General features: G+C 52.5%; 20 protein-coding genes and 1 riboswitch. Of the genes, 6 read left to right on the top strand and 14 right to left on the bottom strand.

From position 1 onward, the window contains the following. Window positions 1–1,657: 1,657 nt before the first annotated feature. The 5 genes from thiC to ruvB form a co-directional block, all read right to left on the bottom strand. A complete protein-coding gene (thiC, locus tag SIB68_RS07845) occupies window positions 1,658–3,037 on the bottom strand; it encodes a phosphomethylpyrimidine synthase ThiC (protein WP_063399127.1) in 1,380 nt (459 codons plus the stop codon). A 43-nt stretch (window positions 3,038–3,080) separates the two neighbouring features. After that, window positions 3,081–3,184: riboswitch (TPP riboswitch) on the bottom strand. 128 nt (window positions 3,185–3,312) lie between these two features. Further along, complete coding sequence (locus tag SIB68_RS07850; protein ID WP_063399126.1) at window positions 3,313–3,537, bottom strand: DUF3188 domain-containing protein; 225 nt, start codon at window positions 3,535–3,537, stop codon at window positions 3,313–3,315. Then, window positions 3,534–4,730 (bottom strand): amidohydrolase, encoded by a 1,197-nt coding sequence (locus SIB68_RS07855; RefSeq protein ID WP_063399125.1) that lies wholly within the window; start codon window positions 4,728–4,730, stop codon window positions 3,534–3,536. The genes SIB68_RS07850 and SIB68_RS07855 overlap by 4 nt, the downstream gene beginning before the upstream one ends. Then, complete coding sequence (locus SIB68_RS07860) at window positions 4,727–5,539, bottom strand: tetratricopeptide repeat protein (RefSeq protein ID WP_063399124.1); 813 nt, start codon at window positions 5,537–5,539, stop codon at window positions 4,727–4,729. Before SIB68_RS07860 ends, SIB68_RS07855 begins: the two co-directional genes overlap by 4 nt. Further along, window positions 5,536–6,594, bottom strand: coding sequence for a Holliday junction branch migration DNA helicase RuvB (ruvB, locus tag SIB68_RS07865; protein ID WP_063399123.1), 1,059 nt, complete (start codon window positions 6,592–6,594; stop codon window positions 5,536–5,538). Before ruvB ends, SIB68_RS07860 begins: the two co-directional genes overlap by 4 nt. Window positions 6,595–6,645: 51 nt before the next feature. Here ruvB and smpB point away from each other — a divergent pair, with 51 nt between their 5' ends. After that, entirely contained in the window at window positions 6,646–7,143 is a 498-nt protein-coding gene (gene smpB / locus SIB68_RS07870) for an SsrA-binding protein SmpB (protein WP_011824876.1), read from the top strand. Here smpB and SIB68_RS07875 read toward each other — a convergent pair. Then, entirely contained in the window at window positions 7,137–9,161 is a 2,025-nt protein-coding gene (locus SIB68_RS07875; RefSeq protein WP_236068789.1) for a serine/threonine protein kinase, read from the bottom strand. The two genes, smpB and SIB68_RS07875, sit on opposite strands and share 7 nt — an antisense overlap. A 1,479-nt stretch (window positions 9,162–10,640) precedes the next feature. Here SIB68_RS07875 and egtB point away from each other — a divergent pair. From egtB to SIB68_RS07895, 4 genes are read left to right on the top strand one after another with little or no spacing between them, the layout of a single operon-like run. Continuing rightward, on the top strand, window positions 10,641–11,822 hold the full coding sequence (gene egtB, locus SIB68_RS07880; protein ID WP_063399122.1) for an ergothioneine biosynthesis protein EgtB: 1,182 nt from the start codon (window positions 10,641–10,643) through the stop codon (window positions 11,820–11,822). Continuing rightward, complete coding sequence (egtD, locus tag SIB68_RS07885) at window positions 11,819–12,772, top strand: L-histidine N(alpha)-methyltransferase (protein ID WP_063399121.1); 954 nt, start codon at window positions 11,819–11,821, stop codon at window positions 12,770–12,772. The genes egtB and egtD overlap by 4 nt, the downstream gene beginning before the upstream one ends. Before the next feature lie 25 nt (window positions 12,773–12,797). Then, entirely contained in the window at window positions 12,798–13,028 is a 231-nt protein-coding gene (locus SIB68_RS07890; protein WP_063399120.1) for a hercynine metabolism small protein, read from the top strand. After that, a complete protein-coding gene (locus SIB68_RS07895) occupies window positions 13,025–13,507 on the top strand; it encodes a hercynine metabolism protein (protein WP_063399119.1) in 483 nt (160 codons plus the stop codon). The genes SIB68_RS07890 and SIB68_RS07895 overlap by 4 nt, the downstream gene beginning before the upstream one ends. A 1-nt stretch (window position 13,508) precedes the next feature. Here SIB68_RS07895 and SIB68_RS07900 read toward each other — a convergent pair whose 3' ends face one another. The 7 genes from SIB68_RS07900 to SIB68_RS07930 all read right to left on the bottom strand — a co-directional run bounded on the left by SIB68_RS07900 (window position 13,509) and on the right by SIB68_RS07930 (window position 20,039). Further along, the gene (locus SIB68_RS07900) at window positions 13,509–13,772 is read right to left on the bottom strand and encodes a hypothetical protein (RefSeq protein WP_006042532.1); all 264 of its coding nucleotides are present in this window, start codon (window positions 13,770–13,772) and stop codon (window positions 13,509–13,511) included. 59 nt (window positions 13,773–13,831) lie between these two features. Next, window positions 13,832–15,358: a lysine--tRNA ligase gene (lysS, locus tag SIB68_RS07905; protein ID WP_081215456.1), complete on the bottom strand. Its 1,527-nt coding sequence runs from the start codon at window positions 15,356–15,358 to the stop codon at window positions 13,832–13,834. A 46-nt stretch (window positions 15,359–15,404) separates the two neighbouring features. After that, entirely contained in the window at window positions 15,405–16,265 is an 861-nt protein-coding gene (rpaB, locus tag SIB68_RS07910) for a response regulator transcription factor RpaB (protein ID WP_063399118.1), read from the bottom strand. A 146-nt stretch (window positions 16,266–16,411) separates the two neighbouring features. Next, window positions 16,412–17,716 carry an ABC transporter substrate-binding protein gene (locus tag SIB68_RS07915; protein WP_063399117.1) on the bottom strand — a complete coding sequence of 435 codons (1,305 nt, stop codon included), beginning with the start codon at window positions 17,714–17,716 and terminating at the stop codon, window positions 16,412–16,414. Between the two features lie 13 nt (window positions 17,717–17,729). Further along, entirely contained in the window at window positions 17,730–18,239 is a 510-nt protein-coding gene (locus SIB68_RS07920; RefSeq protein WP_063399116.1) for a hypothetical protein, read from the bottom strand. Next, entirely contained in the window at window positions 18,239–18,982 is a 744-nt protein-coding gene (mreC, locus tag SIB68_RS07925; RefSeq protein ID WP_063399115.1) for a rod shape-determining protein MreC, read from the bottom strand. The genes SIB68_RS07920 and mreC overlap by 1 nt, the downstream gene beginning before the upstream one ends. Window positions 18,983–18,986: 4 nt before the next feature. Beyond that, on the bottom strand, window positions 18,987–20,039 hold the full coding sequence (locus SIB68_RS07930) for a rod shape-determining protein (protein ID WP_011129521.1): 1,053 nt from the start codon (window positions 20,037–20,039) through the stop codon (window positions 18,987–18,989). Window positions 20,040–20,182: 143 nt separating this feature from the next. Here SIB68_RS07930 and SIB68_RS07935 point away from each other — a divergent pair, with 143 nt between their 5' ends. After that, window positions 20,183–20,569, top strand: a complete 387-nt coding sequence (locus SIB68_RS07935; protein ID WP_011129520.1) for a single-stranded DNA-binding protein — start codon at window positions 20,183–20,185, stop codon at window positions 20,567–20,569. Window positions 20,570–20,579: 10 nt separating this feature from the next. On the opposite strand, the gene SIB68_RS07940 is transcribed toward SIB68_RS07935, so the two are convergent. Continuing rightward, window positions 20,580–21,239, bottom strand: coding sequence for a DedA family protein (locus tag SIB68_RS07940; protein WP_063399114.1), 660 nt, complete (start codon window positions 21,237–21,239; stop codon window positions 20,580–20,582). Window positions 21,240–21,469 lie beyond the last annotated feature (230 nt).

Raw genomic sequence — 21,469 nt, forward strand, 5'->3', positions numbered from 1 at the left:
TTTTTAGTCAGACAAATCTTATGACGATGGCTTGTAATGCACTTCTAACACTCATCATAGGATTTATGATCATCACAGGTCAACAAAAGGCACACTAGCTATTCAAAGTAAAATTTGAAATAAAGGTAATGAGGAGTGTATTCGACTAAACTAATCAAATAAATGCACAAATGGCTAGATCACTTAATTAGTATATAGAAGGTTTATCGATAAAATCAGTCACCAGCATAATGAAGGCAAGTTTTTATTAATACATGCTGAAAAATAGAGTTTGTAATTTGAAGCAGATTTAGTTATCCCAAGATAAGTTGTGACTCTTGAATAAACGACCATCTCATGATTTCGAATATTAATACTAAAAAGCTCAGCTTGTAGGTATACGGTTACATGAGCTCATAATTAGGGCATTCTATGCCTCTTTCACTAGAGTACTTAGCCAAATTCACACTTTTAATCTAAAAACCAAACCCTAAATTAGTTGTTGAAGGAGAATTTTTAGAAATAAGTGGTGGCTTTACTGATTCAGGAAAGCATAAAACTGCTTGTGACCCTGCCAAGCAACCGATTAAAAAGATGCCGAAAACCTGTACAAGCTTCATAGCTTAGGGATTGAGCTTCCCAATAATAAGCACTATCCAATTCATTGCCAATATCATCATGCAAAAATGTCTAAATCCAATTATTACTAGGATTAGATTCCCTAATCTAGGGCTTGAGATCGCCCTAGATTAAATATCTTTCACCTCTAAATTGATTATGAATCAGTTTAACATCCCATATTTCCAATAATCTCAGCCATCACTGTGGCTATATCTCTTATAAATGGTATTTAACAGCAATTAAGATTGATCAAGGCTAATCATTTACCACCCTTAACAAAGTTTTTGCCCGGTGAGCAAAAAAATATAAAGCCTCTAAGCCTTCAGTAGATGGCCTAGAACACTGATGAGTGATTGATTTGACAAAAGTATAATCTAAGCCACCCATTCGCTAGCTCATGCAACAGCCCTGGCGCAGCTATTAGGTATAAATACTTATTGATAGGACTGTCTTACCGCCATGCCCTAGGCATCGGCATACCTCTTCTAGGGTTTTGCATAAGTCCTTTCACGACTGAAGCTATAGCGATAAATGCAACTTACTGAGAGGCAAGATGTCATGAGTAGTCAATTAAGCCATCGTCAAATTAAAAAGTTAGGCCCGGCAAGGACGCATAGCGCTTCGCTACATTGAAAATAATCGCAATAATTAGTGAATGAATTAGCAACGAAAAAGCAAGTCTGACATTGATTCCTGCAGCGGCAATCAATACGTCAGATGTGTTGGCCAAAAAATTCTCAATGGTAGTAAAATTACTGAGCTATAGTTTTTGCAAGAGGTAAATCTAAACACCAAATCATGCAAAATATATAGCGCCAAGCGAGAAGCGAGCAGGCCTTAAATCAGATCGCCATTGCCTTTTAAAGGTTGCCAATAGGAATGGCTTTAAAGCACAAATGGCTTAGAATCTATTCATACTTGCCGATAAAAGAAAAACCTTATAAAGGGGAATATTAAAGAATCCTAATGGTTGTTTCATTAAATCATGGTCAAATGCATTCTCTATGCAGGCATCACATAAGAGTCAAGCAAGTGATGATTTGATTGCTTCACCCTTCTAAGCTGACAATTTAGCTTTCCCTTTACTTTGTAGAGATTTTTCGAGACCTTCGAGATCCTCATCCGTAATTTTGGTCTGCATTGGACAATGCTTTGGGCCACACATTGAACAAAACTCAGCTTGCTTATAAATATCAGCTGGCAAAGTTTCATCGTGATACTGCTTAGCTCGCTCTGGATCGAGTGAAAGCTCAAACTGTTTGTTCCAATCAAAGTTGTACCTTGCTCGACTTAATTCATCATCGCGATCTCTAGCCCCCGGACGGTGACGAGCGATGTCAGCGGCATGCGCTGCAATTTTGTAGGCAATCAAGCCCTCACGAACATCCTCAGGGTTTGGCAGACCCAAATGCTCCTTCGGGGTCACATAACAAAGCATCGCTGTTCCATACCAGCCTGCCATCGCCGCACCGATGGCACTCGTGATGTGGTCATAACCCGGTGCGATATCTGTCACCAAAGGGCCAAGCACATAAAAGGGCGCCTCATTGCACTCTTCCATCTGCTTGCGCACATTGAATTCGATCTGATCCATTGGTACATGACCAGGACCCTCGACCATCACCTGCACGTCATGTGCCCAAGCTCTCTTGGTCAATTCTCCAAGGGTCTTCAACTCGGCAAGTTGAGCTTCATCAGAAGCATCGTGTTGACAACCAGGGCGGAGAGAATCCCCAAGTGAAAAACTGCAGTCGTAGCGCTTGAAGATCTCGCAGATGTCGTCAAAGCGGGTGAAAAGAGGGTTCTGTCTGTGGTGATAAAGCATCCATTGAGCAAGAATTCCACCCCCGCGACTGACGATGCCTGTCAGGCGTCCCTTCACCAGTGGAAGGTGCTCAATCAACAAACCGGCGTGAATGGTTTGATAGTCGACACCCTGCTGACAATGCTTCTCAATGATGTGTAGGAAGTCATCTTCGTCGAGCTTCTCAATCGAGCCATGCACGCTTTCCAACGCCTGATAGACAGGCACAGTGCCGATCGGCACGGGTGAAGCATTAATGATCGCCGTGCGCACCTCATCAAGATTGACCCCTCCAGTGGACAGATCCATCACGGTGTCTGCGCCATATTTAACTGCCAGCTCGAGCTTCTTGAGCTCTTCAGCTACATCACTGGCGTTAGGTGAGGCGCCAATGTTTGCATTCACCTTGCAGCTGGAGGCGATACCAATCGCCATCGGCTCTAAATTTTCATGATTGATATTGGCAGGAATAATCATCCTGCCCCGGGCCACCTCCTCCATGACAAGCGATTCAGGCAAGTTCTCACGCTTGGCCACGTAGTCCATCTCTTGAGTGACAACGCCCTGTCGAGCGAAATGCAATTGCGAGACATTGGCCTGACCCTTACGGGCAGCCACCCAAGAGGCGCGCATGATCAAAAGGCGAAATGGATACCAGGGTTTGGCAAAAAACCAATGATCACGCCTTTCACTTCCCTGCGCCGGCACAACCCGTATCAGGTTCGGAGGGTGTGATCTCAGCCACTCAGAGATTGCTGAGTGGCACCCCTAGTGTTTTGCAAAACCTAGCAGTGGTTTTTGATCCGAACCGCAATCCATTCCGCTAAACGTGCAAAACCGCATGGATCTTTTCCTGCAGCGCTTAAAGGTCCAACTGTGATAAAGGCATGGCTGTGTTCAACATGAAGTCAATGCTCCTGCGCATCGGTTTGGGTGCTGTGAAGTACTGCAAGCAGCTTGCGGCGGCGGCGGCGGCGGCCCACAGCCCCGCTGATAATTAGGCCAGCACCCACCAAAACTGCTGGCATTGACTGCAATCGATCGCTGCCCTGCCGATGCATCAAACAGAGCATGGCCAAGACGATCAGCAAAGGAGCTGCAAGGGATAGCAAGGGATAGCCAAGACGCTTCATGTCCTCTCCAAAGCCAGCCGTGAACGCTCATCCATCCAAGCCAATAGGGTCGCGGTCAGCACCCGAATACCAACTCCAAGGCTGCTCTCCTCTAGGCAGAATTGACCATTGTGTAAAGGCGCGCACCCATTAGGACCGCTAACCCCTAATCGGAACATTGTTCCGCGGACCTTTTGCAGTAGTTCTGCAAAGTCTTCAGCACCAAGAGAGGGTTGTTCAAGCCGCAACACACGCTCTTTTCCTATCTGAGAGATAGCACAACTTTCCAATAGGTCTGTGAGTTCAGGATCGTTGTAAACAGGCGGCGTAATGCTGCGATAGCGCACGATCGCCTCTGCCCCAAAACTTCCACAGATAGCCTGAACAATCTGCTCGATCCAAGCTGGGAGCTTGGCAAAAACAGCCCCGTCCAAACAGCGGACCGTACCCAGCAGCCGCACTCGATCTGCAATCACATTGAAAGCCTGACCACCTTCGATCTTCCCGAAACTCACCACCACAGGATGCAAGGCATCCAAGCGACGACTAATCGCCTCCTGCAGTCCACAAACAACTCGAGCGGCAATCCAAATGGCATCCATAGCCTGATGAGGCCTTGCACCGTGGCCTCCTTCACCGATCACTTCGATATCCAGCTCTCCCGCCGCAGCCGTCAAGCACCCACTGCGTACACCGATACTTCCAGTCGGCAATTCCGGACAAACATGAACCCCAAACAGGGCCTCGAGGCCATCGGTCGCGCCGTCCATACGCATCCAACGAGCCCCTTCGCACAATTCTTCTGCCGGTTGAAACAACAGCCTTACGCCTATTGGCATCGACTCCTCTTCGGCCAAAACCCTTGCAACCCCAAGGCCAATGCAGGTATGCAGATCATGGCCACAGGCATGCATCACCCCCTCACGCCGTGAGGCATAAACAAGCCCTGTGCGCTCTTCCACTGGCAGAGCATCCATATCCACCCGTAGGCCCACAAACGGACCACCAATTGGCCCCAACTCCGCCAACACACCTGTGCGCCCCACCCCCTCAGACACCCGCCAACCATCCCCCCGCAACTGACCTGCTACAAGGACTGCCGTCTGATGCTCCTCACCACTCAGTTCTGGATGAGCATGCAGATGGCGTCGCAACTCAATCAGCTCGGGCAAAGCTTGATCAAGACGCTCGCTCCAATGAAGAAGAAGAGTCATGGAGCCTCCAACAAAGCAAGAAAATCCATCAGATCAGCCGTGGGCTGTGGTGGCCATCGGCGGATCTGCAACAACCAATCTCGTTGGCGATAGCGGTTATCCAGCCCGACTGCGGCAGTCCAGTGGCTTTCAGCTTCACCAAATGAGCCGTAATGCCATAAAAGACCGCTAAGAGCCGCACGGGGATCGGCAAACATGGGATACCTGCGAATCAATGCACGCAGTTCCTTCTCCGCCAGATCAAATTCCCCCAGCTGATAAACCGCTAAAGCCTTGCTGAAGCTAGCCATAGCAAAGCCTGGGCTGGCGTCAGAGGCCTTGCTGTAAAGAGCCTCTGCCTGCAACCAGTCGCCCTGAGAGCCCAAAACATTGCCCAGGTTGTAAAGAGCCGATGCATTGACAGCATCGCGCTCAAGAATCCAGTTGTAATCACTAGCGGCTTGCTGCCAATGATGCAATACCTCCTCCGCAATACCACGGTTGAGATGAGGGTCAAGCTCTGCTGGGGCCAATTCCATAGCCCTAGTCTGATCATCGATCGCACCCTCGGGATCACCCAAAATCAACCTCACATTGCCGCGATTGCTCCACGCCGCAGGCTGCTCGGGCGCAAGCTCAAGAAACTCATCCCAAAGAGGTAGGGCTGCTTGAAACTCACCCTGTCGAGAAGCCTCGAGTGCCTGCTCAAAAAGAGGCTGAAGTGCTGGGGTAGCTGCTCCAGAGAGGGGATCCATGACCAGCAACAGCGCAACTAAAAGCAACCCTGACCATCTAGGCACCCAGTTTTTCAACCCCTGGAGAACGCTCATGGCAACTCCGGCCAACCAAGATGGCGTCGCCCCGCGCCAGTCACCACGCGCCCACGCGGAGTTCGCTGCAAAAAACCCAGCTGTAGCAGAAATGGTTCTACCACTGCTTCAAGAGTGGCTGGATCCTCTCCCAAAGCGGCTGCCAAAGTCTCCAAACCGACCGGGCCGCCGCCATGAGACTCCAGCAACAAGTCCAACAAGCGCCGATCACTGGCATCAAGACCCCGAGCATCGACTCGATGCAAAGTGAGAGCCTCATCCACCAATGCAGCATCGATCAAGCTCGCCCCGCCACAGACACTCGCTACATCACGAACCCGTCGCAGCAATCTATTGGCGATCCTCGGTGTACCCCTACAGCGACGAGCAATCTCCTGGCAGGCTTGCGCAGTTAACTGCAACCTCAGAAGCCCCGCCGCCCGCTCAACAATCGCTTGCAGATCCTCCAGGCCATAAAACTCCAATCGTTGAATAAGACCGAAACGATCCCGCAGCGGCGAGCTAAGGGCACCAGCGCGAGTCGTAGCACCCACCAGAGTGAACGGAGGCAGCTCCAATGCCCTGGTGCGAGCGGTACTGCCCTTGCCCACGGTGAGATCAAGACGCCTATCCTCCATTGCTGGATAAAGCAATTCCTCAGCAACCCTTGTGAGCCGGTGAATCTCATCAATGAATAAAACCTCGCGAGGTTGCAAATTCACCAACAGACCAACGATGTCACGAGGGCGCTCGAGAGCAGGCGCACTGGTAACCCGACACTTAACCCCCAATTCTTCAGCCAAAACCATGGCCATGGTGGTTTTACCCAAGCCGGGAGGGCCGTAGAGCAAAACATGATCCAAAGCATCACCTCTGCCCATGGCCGCCTTGACGGCAATCCCCAACACCTGCTTCAGCTGACGCTGACCGATGTAGTCCTCCAAACGCCTAGGCCTAAGCCCATCTTCTCGAGCTGGACTGGCCTCTTCAGGCAAAGGTGAAGCATCTACCACCCGAGACTTTGCTGCTGGCGGCTGGGAATCAGCTCGGCCAGCACTGGAAGACACAATCGCCATGTTGGAAGAGTACCGATCCCTGGATAGGGTCGAAAGCATCGGTAAACGCAGATGGCCAAGGGAGGAAACAAAAAAGCGACTGCTGCTGCTCGAGCCGCGGCCAACCGTCTACTCGCGGACAACCGTCTGGCAAGGCATCAATACGAGATCCTCGACACCCTTGAAACTGGCATTGAGTTGGTGGGAACCGAAGTCAAGTCAATCCGGGCCGGCCAAGCCAATCTCCGCGATGGCTTCTGCCTGATTCGCAAGGGCGAACTACAGCTCCACAACGTTCATATCTCCCCTCATAGCCATGCCGGCAGCTACTTCAATCACGATCCACTACGAACACGCAAACTGCTCGCGCACCGCCGTGAGATCGACAAACTTCGCGGCCAACTCGACAGAAAAGGGCTCACCCTGATTCCCCTCAACCTTCATCTCAAGGGTTCATGGATCAAACTCACGATTGGACTAGGCAAAGGTCGCAAGCTGCACGACAAACGCCAAGAGGAGAAACGCAAACAAGCTGATCGAGAAGTGAAGTCGGCTCTGGCGCGCTACTGATCAGCCAGGGGGTCAATGAGGCTGAACAAAGTTTTCTTTCGCCGAAGCACGAGACGAGGCAATGTCGGCGTTCTAGAAGGGTGTTCTGACCGACCAAGGAAGCCAGTAGCTGAATCCGCCAACGGATTTGGCTCCAAAGCTGGTAAAGACATAGAAGCTTGCTGATCGGCACGACAAGAGAGGGTAAATAAATCTGTTGCCAACCCCTCGTTGGTCACCAGCACTTGCACAGGCGAGCCTGCTTCTGGCTCCAGGGTCACCACGCGCAACGATCCGCGCTCGGCAATGACATCACCCTGTGAGCCATAGATGATCATCTGCATCAAAGGCGTGCCCTTGATTTCTAGTACTAGTCGATGCCCAGCAGGCACCTGAATAGAAATCAAGCGCGCAGCCCCAGGAGAAACCCTTTTAGAAAAAACAGTGGGAATTGAATGTTTGGCCTTGAGGGTCTCGATCTGCACATCAGCCAAGCTGCGTAGAGCTGCCGCATACCAGAACTGCAAATAGGGCTCTGGAGGCTTCTGATCATTGAACAAGCCCAAAAGCAGCAGTTTCTTTGCTCCTGCCGTAACCAACTGCTCAATCACACTGCCATGCACGCCCAATTTGCTCAGAGCTTCACGCTCCTTCTGCCAGTCAGTGTTCTTCAACTCACCCAAACGCCTGCGCAGCTGAGGCGATAGCTGTTCAATCCTGACCAACCATTCCTCAGCCAAGTCATTCCAGGCCTGGCGCAAGGGAACATCGTCCAGAGCATCGGAGGGGAAGCGACCACCTCTATGAGGGAAACGAGCTAGCAGACTGGCATCCACCAACTGCAGAAACCAACTTTGTTTGACCTGCAAAGCCCGCAGCCGACTCAATAACTGCTGCCGATGATCCACCTCTACGGCTGATGGGCTCTCCACTGGGACATTGCCCACGAGATCTCTATCCCTGACAGGTTCCATCCCTAGCGGGGAACTACGACTGAGCAAGAACCAGCCAATCGCCGTGCCTACCAATGCAGACGCCAACAAGGCACCTACAACAGCCCAAAGTCTGCCTTCAGCAGCCTGCTCCCGTTCTTCAGCCCGCCGCCGCGGATGATTGGCAGAACGATGTTCCGTCAAGAGTGATTGAGACGTACGCGAGGGGTGATCGGATAAAGGCACTGCTTGAGGCACGAGTGCCAGAGTGCGATCTGCTATGGGCTTAGGACCGATCCTTTCGGGCATGATCACAGCTTGAAGGGCAGAGATCACATCCGATGCCTTTTCAAAACGCTGGTCAGGAGCCTCACTCAACATTCGCTCCAACACTTGGCGAAAAGACCCATCCAGCTCAAAAGACTCTGGCCAGACCCAAGACCGAACATCACTGTTCCAAAGTTCCTCGGGGCAACGACCAGTCAGCCAAGTCAGTGCTGTAACGCCCAAGCCATGCAAATCCATCCAAGCTTCAGCTGGTTCGGTGCTGCTCTGTGCAATTGAGGCATACGCTGAAGTCACACCAACCCAAGGGGGAGTCCCTTGGGGCTGCAGTAAGCCAAAGTCCACCAAAACCGGCAAGCCGTCCTGATCACGCCTCAACAGGGCGCTGGAAGTGATATCACCATGCACCAGCCCCTTGGCATGCAAGGCAATCAAAGGAGGTAGCAGCTGCAAAAGCAACTGCAACACTTCTCCAGCGCCGAAGAGCAACTGACGCTCGGCCCGTTGCTGCTGAATCTTTCGGTAAGTAACACCCTCCTGCCAGTAACGCACGGCCCAGAGGCTGACATCCGCCTCGAACAATTCACCACAACGCGGCAACTGAGGATGAGAAAGAGATTGAAGCTCAGGCCAAAACTTCTGAAAGTGCTGCCTTGTAGGGGCATCGCTGATTTGGTGAAGCACCACCGATCTCTCACCATCGAGGATGTCGACTCCACGCCAAAGCACACCCTGGATCGGCTTCGACTTCTGAATGGTCGCATCCAACCGATAGCGCTGTGCCAGCACAGTGCCGGAAACCACGGCGCTGGGTTCGCTCACGTGACGCCGAAGCATTGATGGGCTGATCGTACTAATGGCCAATCCATTGCAACCGCTTCCGCAAAGCTAAACAGCAGAATCGACTCGTTTCCAGAAGAAAGATTGCCTTAAAAATAATCTTTATCGATGAAGATTAAATCAACATAAACCTGCAGAAAAAGGTCAGCGACTGTCAACAATAATATGGACAAAGCTACATCCGAAGGCCCATGCATGAAAACAGCTGTGATTAACCCAAGAGCAGTAACCGGTCCCTAGCAAAATTCATCAGCGACTTGGCTTCATGACTCACCTAACAACGCATTAAAAGACCGTCGTCAACGAGTACCACGCCTGGGCCCGCCACCCCCAATATAAAGGCAGCCACAATCGAGACTAGGATGAGGGAAGTCAACTTCAAGGAATCAATCACGATAAGAGTCAAAGCAAATGCAGCCTTGAGAAGTGCAAAAAGCGATGGTCTATGCCTGCATGTCCTATCACTCATCCAACAAAATAGGGTGCTGCAAATACATTTGCAATTGCAAACTAGATGATTGCAAGAGCAACTAAGCAAAAATCAGCATCTGCTTCATAAGCCTATAAGTAGCCGACAAAGCAAGAAATCCAATCGTAAATCCTGGGAATGAAGCGACACAAAACTCTATTGCGACCTTGCTGCTATCAATGCAGAGCCCTTAACCCCGGCCAAGATTGTGCTGCCTTGGAAAAGCCCTTGAAAGCATCAAAAGCTCACCAAAGCCAAACATTGAAAAAGGCAATACTATTCCAAGCTCAAAAGATAGAACAGCAATGATCAGACCAAATGCTATACCCGCAGCCGCACGAATATAGATCATTGCAATCGCAAAACCACGCTTACCAGAACCGCAAAAAATTCTGCTCTACTGAACCAACCTGAACAAACAACTGCACTAGAAACCAGCCCAAATGCGTGGCCACGTTAGCCAAAAGAAATCATCACAAAAATAGACAATGGAAAGTCCTATTACTAAAAAACTCATGACAATTAAAGACTTTTCATGCGCACATCTCCGAGCAAACAAGCGCACCCAATAACGGATGAGTCAGGGCAACTTAATATTCAAGAACAGCAAATTATAACGCCACAGCCAGACAAAAGATCGCCTCAGATCAAGCGCCAAGAGCACAAATAACAGCACGAAGCTTAGAGACTGAATTACAATGAACGCGGAAAAAATGGATTCAGCCGCCTCCAAACTTTACACTTTCATTTTCAAGTCGAAACAGAAACTTCAACCGCCCTGCCTGATGACCAATTCAACCCAAGCAGAACACGCGAACCCAACATATTGCGCGACCAGATCGATCGATGCCACTCAGTAGATTGCCTGGATCGTTTGTCCAAGGGAACTTTCCCTATCAGTGCCCTTCGGTGACCAAGAGCTTTTCTATGACCAGATCCATTCGGCCGTGGTGCTTGGGCGCACAAGTGGGGATCAGTAAAACCGTTTCCTCATGCTGAACCTGCTCTTGGCAGTGCGTCAGCGAAGTGAATCGCTGGTTGCACCCCTCGATCCGGAAGATCTCTGCCTTCAAGGCATGGCCGATGCAAGTCCGCCGAAATGGCACCTTGCTCACACCACCTGGTTCTTCGATACCTTTTTGCTTCAGCCCTATCTCAAAGGCTACGAAGGCTGTGATCCACGCTGGAATTATCAATTCAACTCCTATTACGAAGCGGCCGGGGCACGCCACCCAAGAGCCTCACGGGGCGTCCTGACCCGGCCGACAATCAGGGAGGTCTTGGCGTGGCGGCAAAGAGTGGACGCTGCATTAACGCAACTCCTGACCTCCCCGGACGCTGACCAAGAAGACATCCAGCAACTGGCAGAACTGGGTCTAAATCACGAGCAGCAGCATCAGGAATTGCTGTTGATGGATCTCTTGGATGGCTTCAGCCGACAACCGTTAGAGCCTGCTTATCAAACTGGCGCCGATCATCATCTGGGACCTTTAGAGCCAACCCAAGCCCGCTGGATCTCCTGCGATGGAGGTCTCTATGAAATCGGCCATGCTGGCGCGGGATTCCATTTTGACAACGAGGGGCCGTCGCATCGCATCTGGCTGGAGGCCTTTGCTCTGATGGATCACTTGGTGTGCAACGACGACTTCAGGTGCTTTATCGCAGATGGGGGGTATCAGCGCCCAGAACTTTGGATGAGTGAGGGCTGGGCCGTACAACAACAACTGGGATGGCAGGCTCCCAGGTATTGGCGCGGCGACGGGCCTGCAGATCAATGGCAGGAAGAATTCACCCTGGGAGGAAGGCGGCGCTTGAATCCACAAGCACCGGTGCGCCATTTGAGCTGGTTCGAAGCCGATGCCTACGCAAGGTGGTGTGGTGCTCGATTGCCCAGCGAAGCGGAATGGGAAGTGGCCCTACAACAACATCAACCTCTCATCCACGATGCTCACGGCACGCTGTGGCAATGGACGGCAAGTCCTTATAGGCCCTATCCGGGATTCCTTCCCGCCCCAGGCGCTGTGGGTGAATACAACGGAAAATTCATGAGCTCCCAGTTTGTTCTTCGCGGCAGCAGCTGGCTCACACCGGAAGGCCATGGGCGCGACACCTACCGGAACTTCTTTGCACCCGCAAACCGTTGGATGGCAGCAGGACTGCGACTGGCCCAATGAGCATCGAGCTGATTGACCTACATCCCGCCCCTGCGGATCTGAAGCAACTGGTGCAGTCAGGCTTCAAATGCCAGCCGCGGCAACTGCCAGCTTGGGTGTTGTACGACGCGAAAGGATCACGCCTATTTGCCCAGATCTGCGAACAACCTGAATACGGCCTAACCCGCATAGAGATCAAGCTCCTGGAGGAGAATGCACCAGCCATTGCCAAAGCCGTAGGAGATGGCGTCATCGTGGAATTCGGCATAGGCAATGCCCGCAAGGTTTCCCCCCTACTCAACGCAATTCGGCCGTCAACCTTTGTGGCGCTGGACATCAGCCAAGCAGCTCTAAGGGATTCGCTAACCAGACTCGCCAGCACCTATCCCATGGTGTCAATGCTAGGTATCTGCTGCGACCACAGCAGCATGCAAGCGCTACCGCCCCACCCCGGGCTCGAGGGTGTGCGCTGCATCGGCTTTTTCCCCGGCAGCTCCCTAGGCAACTTCACACCAAAAGAAGCAGTGGCAGTGCTTCGTCGGTTCCGAAAGCTGCTTGGAGGTGGTCCCCTGCTGCTCGGTCTCGACCAACCTCGTGATCCAACCCAGCTCGAGGCTGCCTACAATGATGCGGCAGGCATCTCAGCAGCTTTCGCGCGCAACCTGTTGCATCGTCTCAATCATGAGCTGGAAGCAGATTTCAGACCGGACCACTTCTCTTATCGAGCCCGTTGGCAAGAAGAGTTTCATCGCATCGAAATGGCTCTAGTTAGCCGCTGCAGTCAAACAATCGTGATTGACAACAGCACCTGGTCATTCAGCGCAGGAGAACCACTCATCACCGAATACAGCGTCAAATACAACCCACAAGAGGCAGCCAGACTGGCTGAAAAGGCGGGCTGGAGAATCAACCAAAGATGGCACGACTCTGCCGATTCACTCTCGCTGCATCTGCTGGAACCGTCAGACTGAGCTGAGCAGAAAGAAGAAGTGCTAAATGAGCCGAGAGCAGCAACGCCAGAACGTGCGACAAGAACGTGAAAGCCTGATCCGGGAGCTAGAAGCAATCTACCGAAGGGCTTTTGAACGACTGACAGTGCTTGACCTAGGGGAAGGAAGCTTGGCAAGACTCACCCAACTGTTACTGCACTCGCGTGAGGGCGCTATCAAACCCCTGCAAGAAGAGATCGAAGCCCCACTGATCACTCATGCCCCAGATCAGTCATGAGCGCAACCTGGCTCGACGAACTGGAACGAGTCTTAGAGGAGAGGTTGACCGACTTCCTCCGCGAGAATCCATATCAGGAGTTACTTCTCCACCAACAACACCAAAAAGACCATTACCAAAACCTGAAAAGGCAGCGACAGCAACTTCAAAAAGAAGCAGAAGAACTTCGCCGGCAACTCCTCACCCTTGCCGATACAGTTCGGGAGTGGAGAACTCGATCGAATCGTGCCAGAAAGGCAGGAGCCTCGGCCCTGGCCGATCGGGCCGATCAACACATAGCCGATTTAATGGAGCAGGGTCGGCAACTATGGTCCGATTTGGATCAACTGGGCAATCGTTTCAAAGACGTCGAGCAGAAATTTTGCTCACTTTCTGAGCAGTCAGCAAGAGATAGCTCCACCCTTGAAGAGGATTGGACACGATTCGCAGCCCAACAAGAACTGCAAGAGCTCATGAGAAAACGCGACAAAACTAATTAAGTCAGGCTTTTGGGGCCGGAGGCTCAAGACTCACGTTCTCCGGAGGAGGAGTTGGGTCTGGATCAGCAATCAGCATGTGCTGAAGCACAATTTCTGGACGCTCGCTATCACGCCAGCGAATGCGATATGCGGGCATCTTGGTGCCACGACTGGTGGTCTGCTCAACGGGTTCCATCACCCACCCACGCCTGGATCGACCCTGGGGATTGCGCTTGACCACCGCATCGGCGTGTTTGAAGCGGAAACCTACGCGCTCGCCACTCATAGAAATAGGACCATGCCATTGAGTTAATTATCCACTGCGACGGTTCCCGACGTTGAAGATTAAGTTTTGAGCTCCGGTCGAAGCAGAGGGAAAGCAATCACATCACGTATTGAAGGGCTATCGGTGAACAACATCACTAAGCGATCGATGCCAATACCCAAGCCACCGGTAGGGGGCATGCCCACCTCAAGAGCCTGAAGGAAATCCTCATCAACCCCATGAGCCTCCAGGTCGCCAGCCTGACGACGTGCTTGCTGAGCCTCAAGCCGCTGACGTTGATCAAGGGGATCGATTAACTCACTAAAAGCATTGGCTGTTTCCCGACCCACAATGAACAATTCAAAGCGCTCGACCAATCCTGGTTTGCTGCGATGTTGACGGGCAAGAGGCGAGATCTCAATCGGATAATCGAGCACAAATGTTGGCTGGATCAGACTTACCTCCACTGCTTGTTCAAAGGCCTCATTAAGCAAGCGGCCCACACTATCGGCCTTAGACGGCACCTCTAGACCTGCCCTCTCCATAGCCGAAGCCGCTACCGCACGGTCTTTAAAACCCATGAAATCAAGCCCCGTCGCCTCTTGCACCAGTTCGTGCATGCTGGCTCTGCGCCAAGGGGGCGTTAGGTCGATTTCTATGCCTTGATAAGTGATCCTCGTAGACCCACAGATCTGAGTACAAACTGAGGAAATCAGCTGCTCAGTAAGGACCATCATGTCGATGTAATCCGCATAGGCCTGATAGACCTCTACAGACGTGAATTCAGGGTTGTGGCGGGTACTCATCCCCTCGTTACGAAAGATGCGCCCAAGCTCATAGACCCGCTCAAATCCACCAACCACAAGCCTCTTGAGATGCAGCTCTGTGGCAATACGCAGATAAAGAGGAAGATCGAGTGTGTTGTGGTGAGTAATGAATGGCCTAGCTTCGGCGCCACCGGCCTCAGCCTGAAGCACCGGTGTTTCGATTTCCAAGAAGGCACGATCATCGAGCCATCGACGGATTGCACTCACCATCAATGCCCGGCGGCGAAAAGTCTCACGCGACTGAGGCGACACGATCAAATCCAGATAGCGTTGCCGATAGCGCTTCTCCACATCAGCTAAACCGTGCCACTTATCTGGCAAGGGTTGCAATGATTTGCTCAAGATCTGCCACTGCTGAACCTTCACCGAAAGCTCACCACGGTCAGTGCGACGAAGCACGCCTGTGACCCCAATCCAGTCGCCCGCGTCAACAAGGGTGGTGAGCTGAACAAAAGTTCCTGAAGCCAGCTCATTTGATGAAGCCGCATCAATGGTGGCCTTCTCCAAATACAACTGAATCGTGCCGGTCTCATCCGCCAAGGTATAGAAAGCCAACTTGCCCATGACACGACGGGTCATCACCCGACCAGCCACAGACACAGTGAGAAGCCTCTCCTCACCCTTGGCCAAATCAGCATGATCCGCCTGCAAGTTAGCGGTGCGATGGCTTGACTCAAAGCGCAGGGCATAAGGCCCATTTCCCAGCTCTTTGAGGGCTTGTGCCTTTTCCAGGCGAGTCTCACGCAGCTCAGACAAGGCACTCAGGACTGACCTTGCCATCTTGCCGGTCGATGGAGTCGCTGCTCTACTCACCCCATCGACTTAATCAACTCGCAACGGCAACCGAAGCAGGAGCAGAAGCAGAAGCAGAAGCAGAAGCAGAAGCAGAAGCAGGACTATCCCCAACGCGCTGGGAGGAGTAACCAATTCCACGAACAGTAAGGATTAGCTCTGGATTGCGCGGGTCTGGCTCGAGCTTGCCACGCAAACGAGCTACATAAACATCGACCACACGCAAATCGGCCGCCCGACGAGGAGGATAACCCCAGAGCTGCTCCAAGATTTCGGCCCTGGGTACCACCCGCCCAGGTTCACGGAACAACAGTTCCAAAAGACTGAATTCGGTGTAGGTGAGGCCAATACGCTCTCCTGCACGACTCACCTGGCGGCGATTGGTGTCAACCACCAAATCACCAACTCGCAGAACACCCTGCCCAACTGGCAGATCTCTGATTTCAGCCGTAGCGGAACCTGGACCAACCCGACGCAGAATCGTGGCAATACGAGCCTCAAGCTCCTTGGGACTAAAGGGCTTTGGAATGTAATCATCTGCCCCAAGATCAAGTCCAGCCACACGTTCAGAAATGGCCTCTAATGCTGAGAGGAAAATAATCGGCACACAAGACTCAGCCCTAAGCCTTCTACAAACAGCAAAACCATCCATCTTTGGCAGCATTACATCGAGCACAAGCAAATCAGGCTGTTCTCGATGAAAAATCTCAAGAGCTTCTTCCCCGTCCTCGGCACAAATCACCCGATAACCAGCCAGTTGAAGTCTCATGACCAAAATCCGGAGGACTGCTGGCTCATCGTCAACGACAAGGATGGTCGCCTTCGGATTCCCGAGAGCCTGCGTCTCAGACCCATCATTGCTTTGGAACTGAGATAAACCCCCCGGATGTGACATATGAGCATTTCCTCATGAAGAAACACAACCTTAACCTTCCGCCTTGAGCAAAAATCGCTAATGGCCTTGAGAAATAGCAGTTTTTCTATTTATTTAAGAATTAAAAGGTACTTATGCTTAGGTATCAATTACTAATTGATGGAACTTTAGGGCCATCTGGCTTCTGCGTAGCGGTTCCACTGACGAGCAGCCTCTTCCACAGCCTCATCGCTGCTGATCTGATCGAGCATCGCCCGCTGTAACTGGGTATAAATAATGCTCTGCAGACGCTTGATCCCCGGCAAAGCCGGAACCAAAACTTTCGCCCGCTTCAAAGTCTTGGCAGACAATGCTCTGGCAGAGAGGATCTGAGCAGCCTCACGCGACTCCGGACGCTCAGCCTTAAGAGCAATCTGAACCTGTCGCAAGGCGTTTCTAGACGATGGCAACACCTTGGCTTGCTGCGCAAAAGTTGCCTGATTAACCCCATTGGTTAGAAACAAGGCAAAATCAACGGCTTCCTGCTGGCGCCTGCTCTGACGAGGCACAACCAACGTCATCACAGCGACATTCGCATTGCCATCACCACCGACAAGCGGTGGATAGGAGTGAGTCACCCTGGCCACAGCCGGAGCGTTTGTCTGGATCGTGCGTAGGAATTCAGCCCCGCTCGCCAACATGGCCAACTCACCGCTCTGATAAAGCTCTATCGCTCGCTTCTGACCCTGGCTTATCACCTCTCGAGGCAGGAGACCTTGCCGATAAAGATCGGTCCAGAAAGCAAAAGCACGTTGACCCTTTGGAGTAGCAAAACCAGCCCGCCTCCGAGAATCCAGCAAAGTGACTCCCATCTGAACCATCGACTCAAGCAGTTCAGTCGAATCGTCAGGGACCACAGTGACGAATAGGCCATAACGACCTGTGCGCTCACGAATGCGGCGCGCATAGGAAGGTACATCCTGCCAACGTCGCGGTGGAGCATCAAGTTCGGCTTGTCGCAACAACTGCTGGTTCACCAAACTGAGCCGTACCGTGAGATACCAAGGAATGGCGATCTGTCGCCCGTCAGCATCCAGGCCAGACTCCCAAACCGAGGGAAGGTAGCGGTCGGCTGCATCGTCTGGAAGCAAAGGCGTCAGATCCCTAATCCCCCCTTTGCTGGCCAGATTTGCAGCAAAGGGGGGATTGAGATTGACCACGTCTGGTGCGGTGCGCGCGAACACCGCAGCCAATAACTTGCGCTCCACTGATCCCCAGGGGAGATCTGTCCAACGCACCAGCGCGCCGGGGTGATTCTGCTGCCAATTTTTGATGACCCCCTCCATATAGGGGTTGAACTTCGGCGCCAGTTGCAACGTCCAGAGCTGCAAATCAGTTGAAGATCCTTGCTTCGGTCGACAACCCCAACCAATCAAGGCTGCACCAAGCACCAAGAGGCCTGCAACAACAACCTTTCTTCGTGACCGCAGCATTCTCATGACCTGTTCAAGCTCGAGCCAGCCGCCGCCAAATCAACAGCATCCATGACACCAGCAGAGGAGCAACCAAACCAGTAATCAACGACTGTGCCAAAAAGGTATGCAACCCCCAGGAATGAAGCCAAGACACCGAGCTATCGAACTGAATCAAAAGCGTTTGCAGCCAAAGACTCAAGCCAACCAGAGCTGTACCGATCCATGCCAATAATCCGAGATTGAAACTGCCCTGAATCGGTGGAGCACGCCTGCCTAACCGCCCCCACCACCATCCCAGCGCCATCAACGCCGGCAGTTGACTCGCACCACCAAGGTTAAGGCCATCCAATACCAAGCCAAGACAAAGGCCAGCAGTGAGTCCAGAGACAGGTCCATCAACAAGGGCCCAAGGCAACAACCACAACACCGCCCAGCACGGACCCACCCCAGAAAGGCTTACCCAGGTCGGTGCAGCGAGGGTCAGCCAAGGCACGAAGAGGCTTGAAGCCAAGCAAATCGGTTGCTGATGAAGGCGCGCCATCAGCGAATCTGCACCTGCACCCAATCGATGGCTTCTGGTGCAGCAATTAACTGCACAGCTGCACGAGGAGCCGGAACTGCGCGGTCATCCACTTTCTGAATCACCCCTACAGGCAGGCTGGCGGGCAACAATGTGCTGGCAGGCGAGATGCTGACAAGATCACCTGGTACTGCATAGGGATTCTTATCGAGAAACTCCAACTGAGGCCTATTCGTACCCACACCAACCAAGAGTCCATGACGCTTGGTTCGCGGAATCCAAACTCCAACCCGACTACCTGGCGCAGTGAGCAGTTGAACACGTGCAGTAGCAGGGGTGACACTTTGAATTCTCCCCAGTAATCCTCCTGGCCCCATCACAGCATCGCCCTGAGCAATGCCATGCAATCGCCCCTTGCCCAGTTCAAGTTGCTGCCACCACCCCTTCGGGGTACGGGAAATCACAGCCGCGGAAATGCGCCCAGATCCTGAGGCCTGACCAAGAGCAAGCAACCCGCGAAGTCTTTGATTGTCCTGCTCAAGCAACCGAAGTTTGCTCTGCTGCTCGAGCTGAATACCAGACTGAATCCATTCTCGCTGGGCTGATCCAGGCCAAAACGGCCGACTAAGAAGGGCATAAGCATCGGCAAAACCAGCGCCTTTACTCCAACGCACCAAACCAAGCGCTGCCACTAACAACAGCCAAGGCAAAACTCCACGCCAACGCCACCAACGGAAAGATGCCTGCCAAGGGGAAACCCCCATCGATTCAAGCCGTCATTGAAGAGCGAGTGAATTCCGGAGTATCAAGCACCCTGCGAAGTCGCTTGTAATCCTCGAGTACCTGACCACAACCATTGACCACACACAACAATGGATCCTCTGCAACATGAGTAAAGATGCCTGTCTCATGGCTAATTAAATCGCTTATCCCGCGCACCAAGGCTCCTCCACCAGCAAGCATGATGCCACGGTCAACAATGTCAGCAGCTAATTCTGGTGGTGTGCGCTCAAGGGTGCGCTTCACGGCCTCCACAATCACGTTGAGGGGTTCTGCTATCGCCTCCCGCAAGTCTCCAGCCTGCAAATTGATCGAACGTGGCAAACCGGAGAGCAGATGCAGACCCCGCACATCCATGGCCTGCTGATCAAACTCGTGATTGGGGAAAGCGGAGCCAATGCGGATCTTGATCTCCTCTGCCGTGCGCTCGCCGACGACAAGGTTGTGAACCTTCTTCAAATAAACCCCAATGGCATCACTAATTTCATCACCGGCCACTCGAACCGACTCACTCAACACAGTTCCTCCCAAGCTGAGCACGGCCACCTCGGTTGTGCCTCCTCCTATATCAACGATCATCGTTCCAATTGGCTCAGTAACAGGAAGACCAGCTCCAATGGCGGCTGCAACAGGCTCATCAATCAGATGAACTTCCCGAGCTCCTGCCATGCCTGCCTCCCGCACGGCACGCCGTTCGACACCGGTCACTCCGCTCGGGATACCCACCACCAAGCGAGGAGCGACAATGCCTCGACCTTCATTGCCCTTCTGAATGAAGGTCTTCAGCATCTGCTCAGCTGCATCGAAATCGGCGATCACGCCATCGCGCAGTGGACGCACGGCACGAATATTGCCAGGGGTGCGGCCAAGCATCAACTTGGCATCGTCACCCACCGCCAGAGGCACACCGTTCTCCAAGTCCAGGGCTACGACAGAAGGCTCCTGAAGCACAATCCCTTTGCCTGACACGTAAATCAGGGTATTGGCCGTACCAAGATCAATGCCGATGTCGCGTGACAGTTGAAAGCGACGAAAAAACACAAGCGGTGGACTCAAGTCGGCGAATCATAGGAGTCGTAGCCAATGCAGCTTGTTACACCCAGCGATGAGGGTGGAACTCCTTATAAGCAGCCACTTAAACCGTGGCGCATCATTGACCAAACTCAAATAAATAGGTTTCATTCATGAGCGTAAATTCCGTCACACTCGTCGGCCGAGCAGGCCGTGATCCAGAAGTTCGCTACTTCGAATCGGGAACGGTGGTCGCAAACCTCACCATGGCCGTGAACCGTCGCAGTCGCGACGACGAACCAGACTGGTTCAACCTAGAGATCTGGGGCAAACAGGCTCAAGTCGCGGCGGATTATGTCAAAAAAGGATCTCTGCTGGGTATCATCGGTAGCTTCAAACTGGACCGCTGGACCGATCGCAACACCGGAGAAGAGCGAACCAAGCCTGTTGTGCGGGTGGACCGTCTAGAACTTCTAGGTTCCAAACGTGATGCAGAAGCGAGCAACTTTGGCGGAGGGGGATTTGGGGACGGCCCAAGTGAAGAGGAAGTCCCCTTTTAAGACTCATTGATTAATGAGTGTGATGACGCCTGCGCCAAATGCGCAGGCCCAGCCACACCACTGCAGCCAAAACCGCAATAACCAGGGCCCCCTTGACAACCTTGGAGACAGGATCTATCCACAACTCCACATTGCTGTAACCCTCACCAAGCCCCAACCCAGCCAGGGTGAGTAGCACAGTCCAGATCAGACTGCCTGCTGTTGTCCAGATCAGGAAAGGTGCGAAAGGCATCAATTCAATGCCTGCAGGCACAGAGATCAAGGTACGAATGCCAGGCACTAGCCGTCCCCAAAACACCAACGCCGTGCCGTAACGATTAAACCAACGACGGCTGCGCGCAAGTTCTGCCGGACTGATACCGATCCAACGACCATGTCGACTCAGCCAAACCTCAAGCCGTTGCTCATTGATAACCCGCCCAATGCCATACCAAGGAAGAGCACCCAACAAGGTGCCCAACAAACCAGCCAACACCACTGGTAAGAACTGCAGCTGCCCCTGCTGTACATAAAACCCGCCAAGAGGCATGATCAACTCGGATGGAATCGGTGGAAAGAGATTTTCCAGAAACATGGCCGCGAATATCGCGCCATAACCCATCCACTGGTTGGCCTCCACGGCCTGGCCGATCAACTCCGGCAACTGAGTAATCAGTTCAGAAAGCCCCATGGAGTATGCGCATAATCAGGCAAGTCTTCCATGGGACCGGGGTTCCTGATGGTCATGCGATCAGCAACGCTCGCAGAAGATTCACAGAGATCACCACTCATCACGCGCCTCAACGACTCTTTAGGCCTCAACAATGTGCCGACGAATCATTCGGAAGGCATCTTTCAATGTTTCCTGATTACTGATGTCCTCACAACCAAAGTATTGACCTAGCAAATTCACGCCAAGCT

This window comes from Prochlorococcus sp. MIT 1323, from assembly GCF_047304905.1.
GTDB lineage: Bacteria > Cyanobacteriota > Cyanobacteriia > PCC-6307 > Cyanobiaceae > Prochlorococcus > Prochlorococcus marinus_D.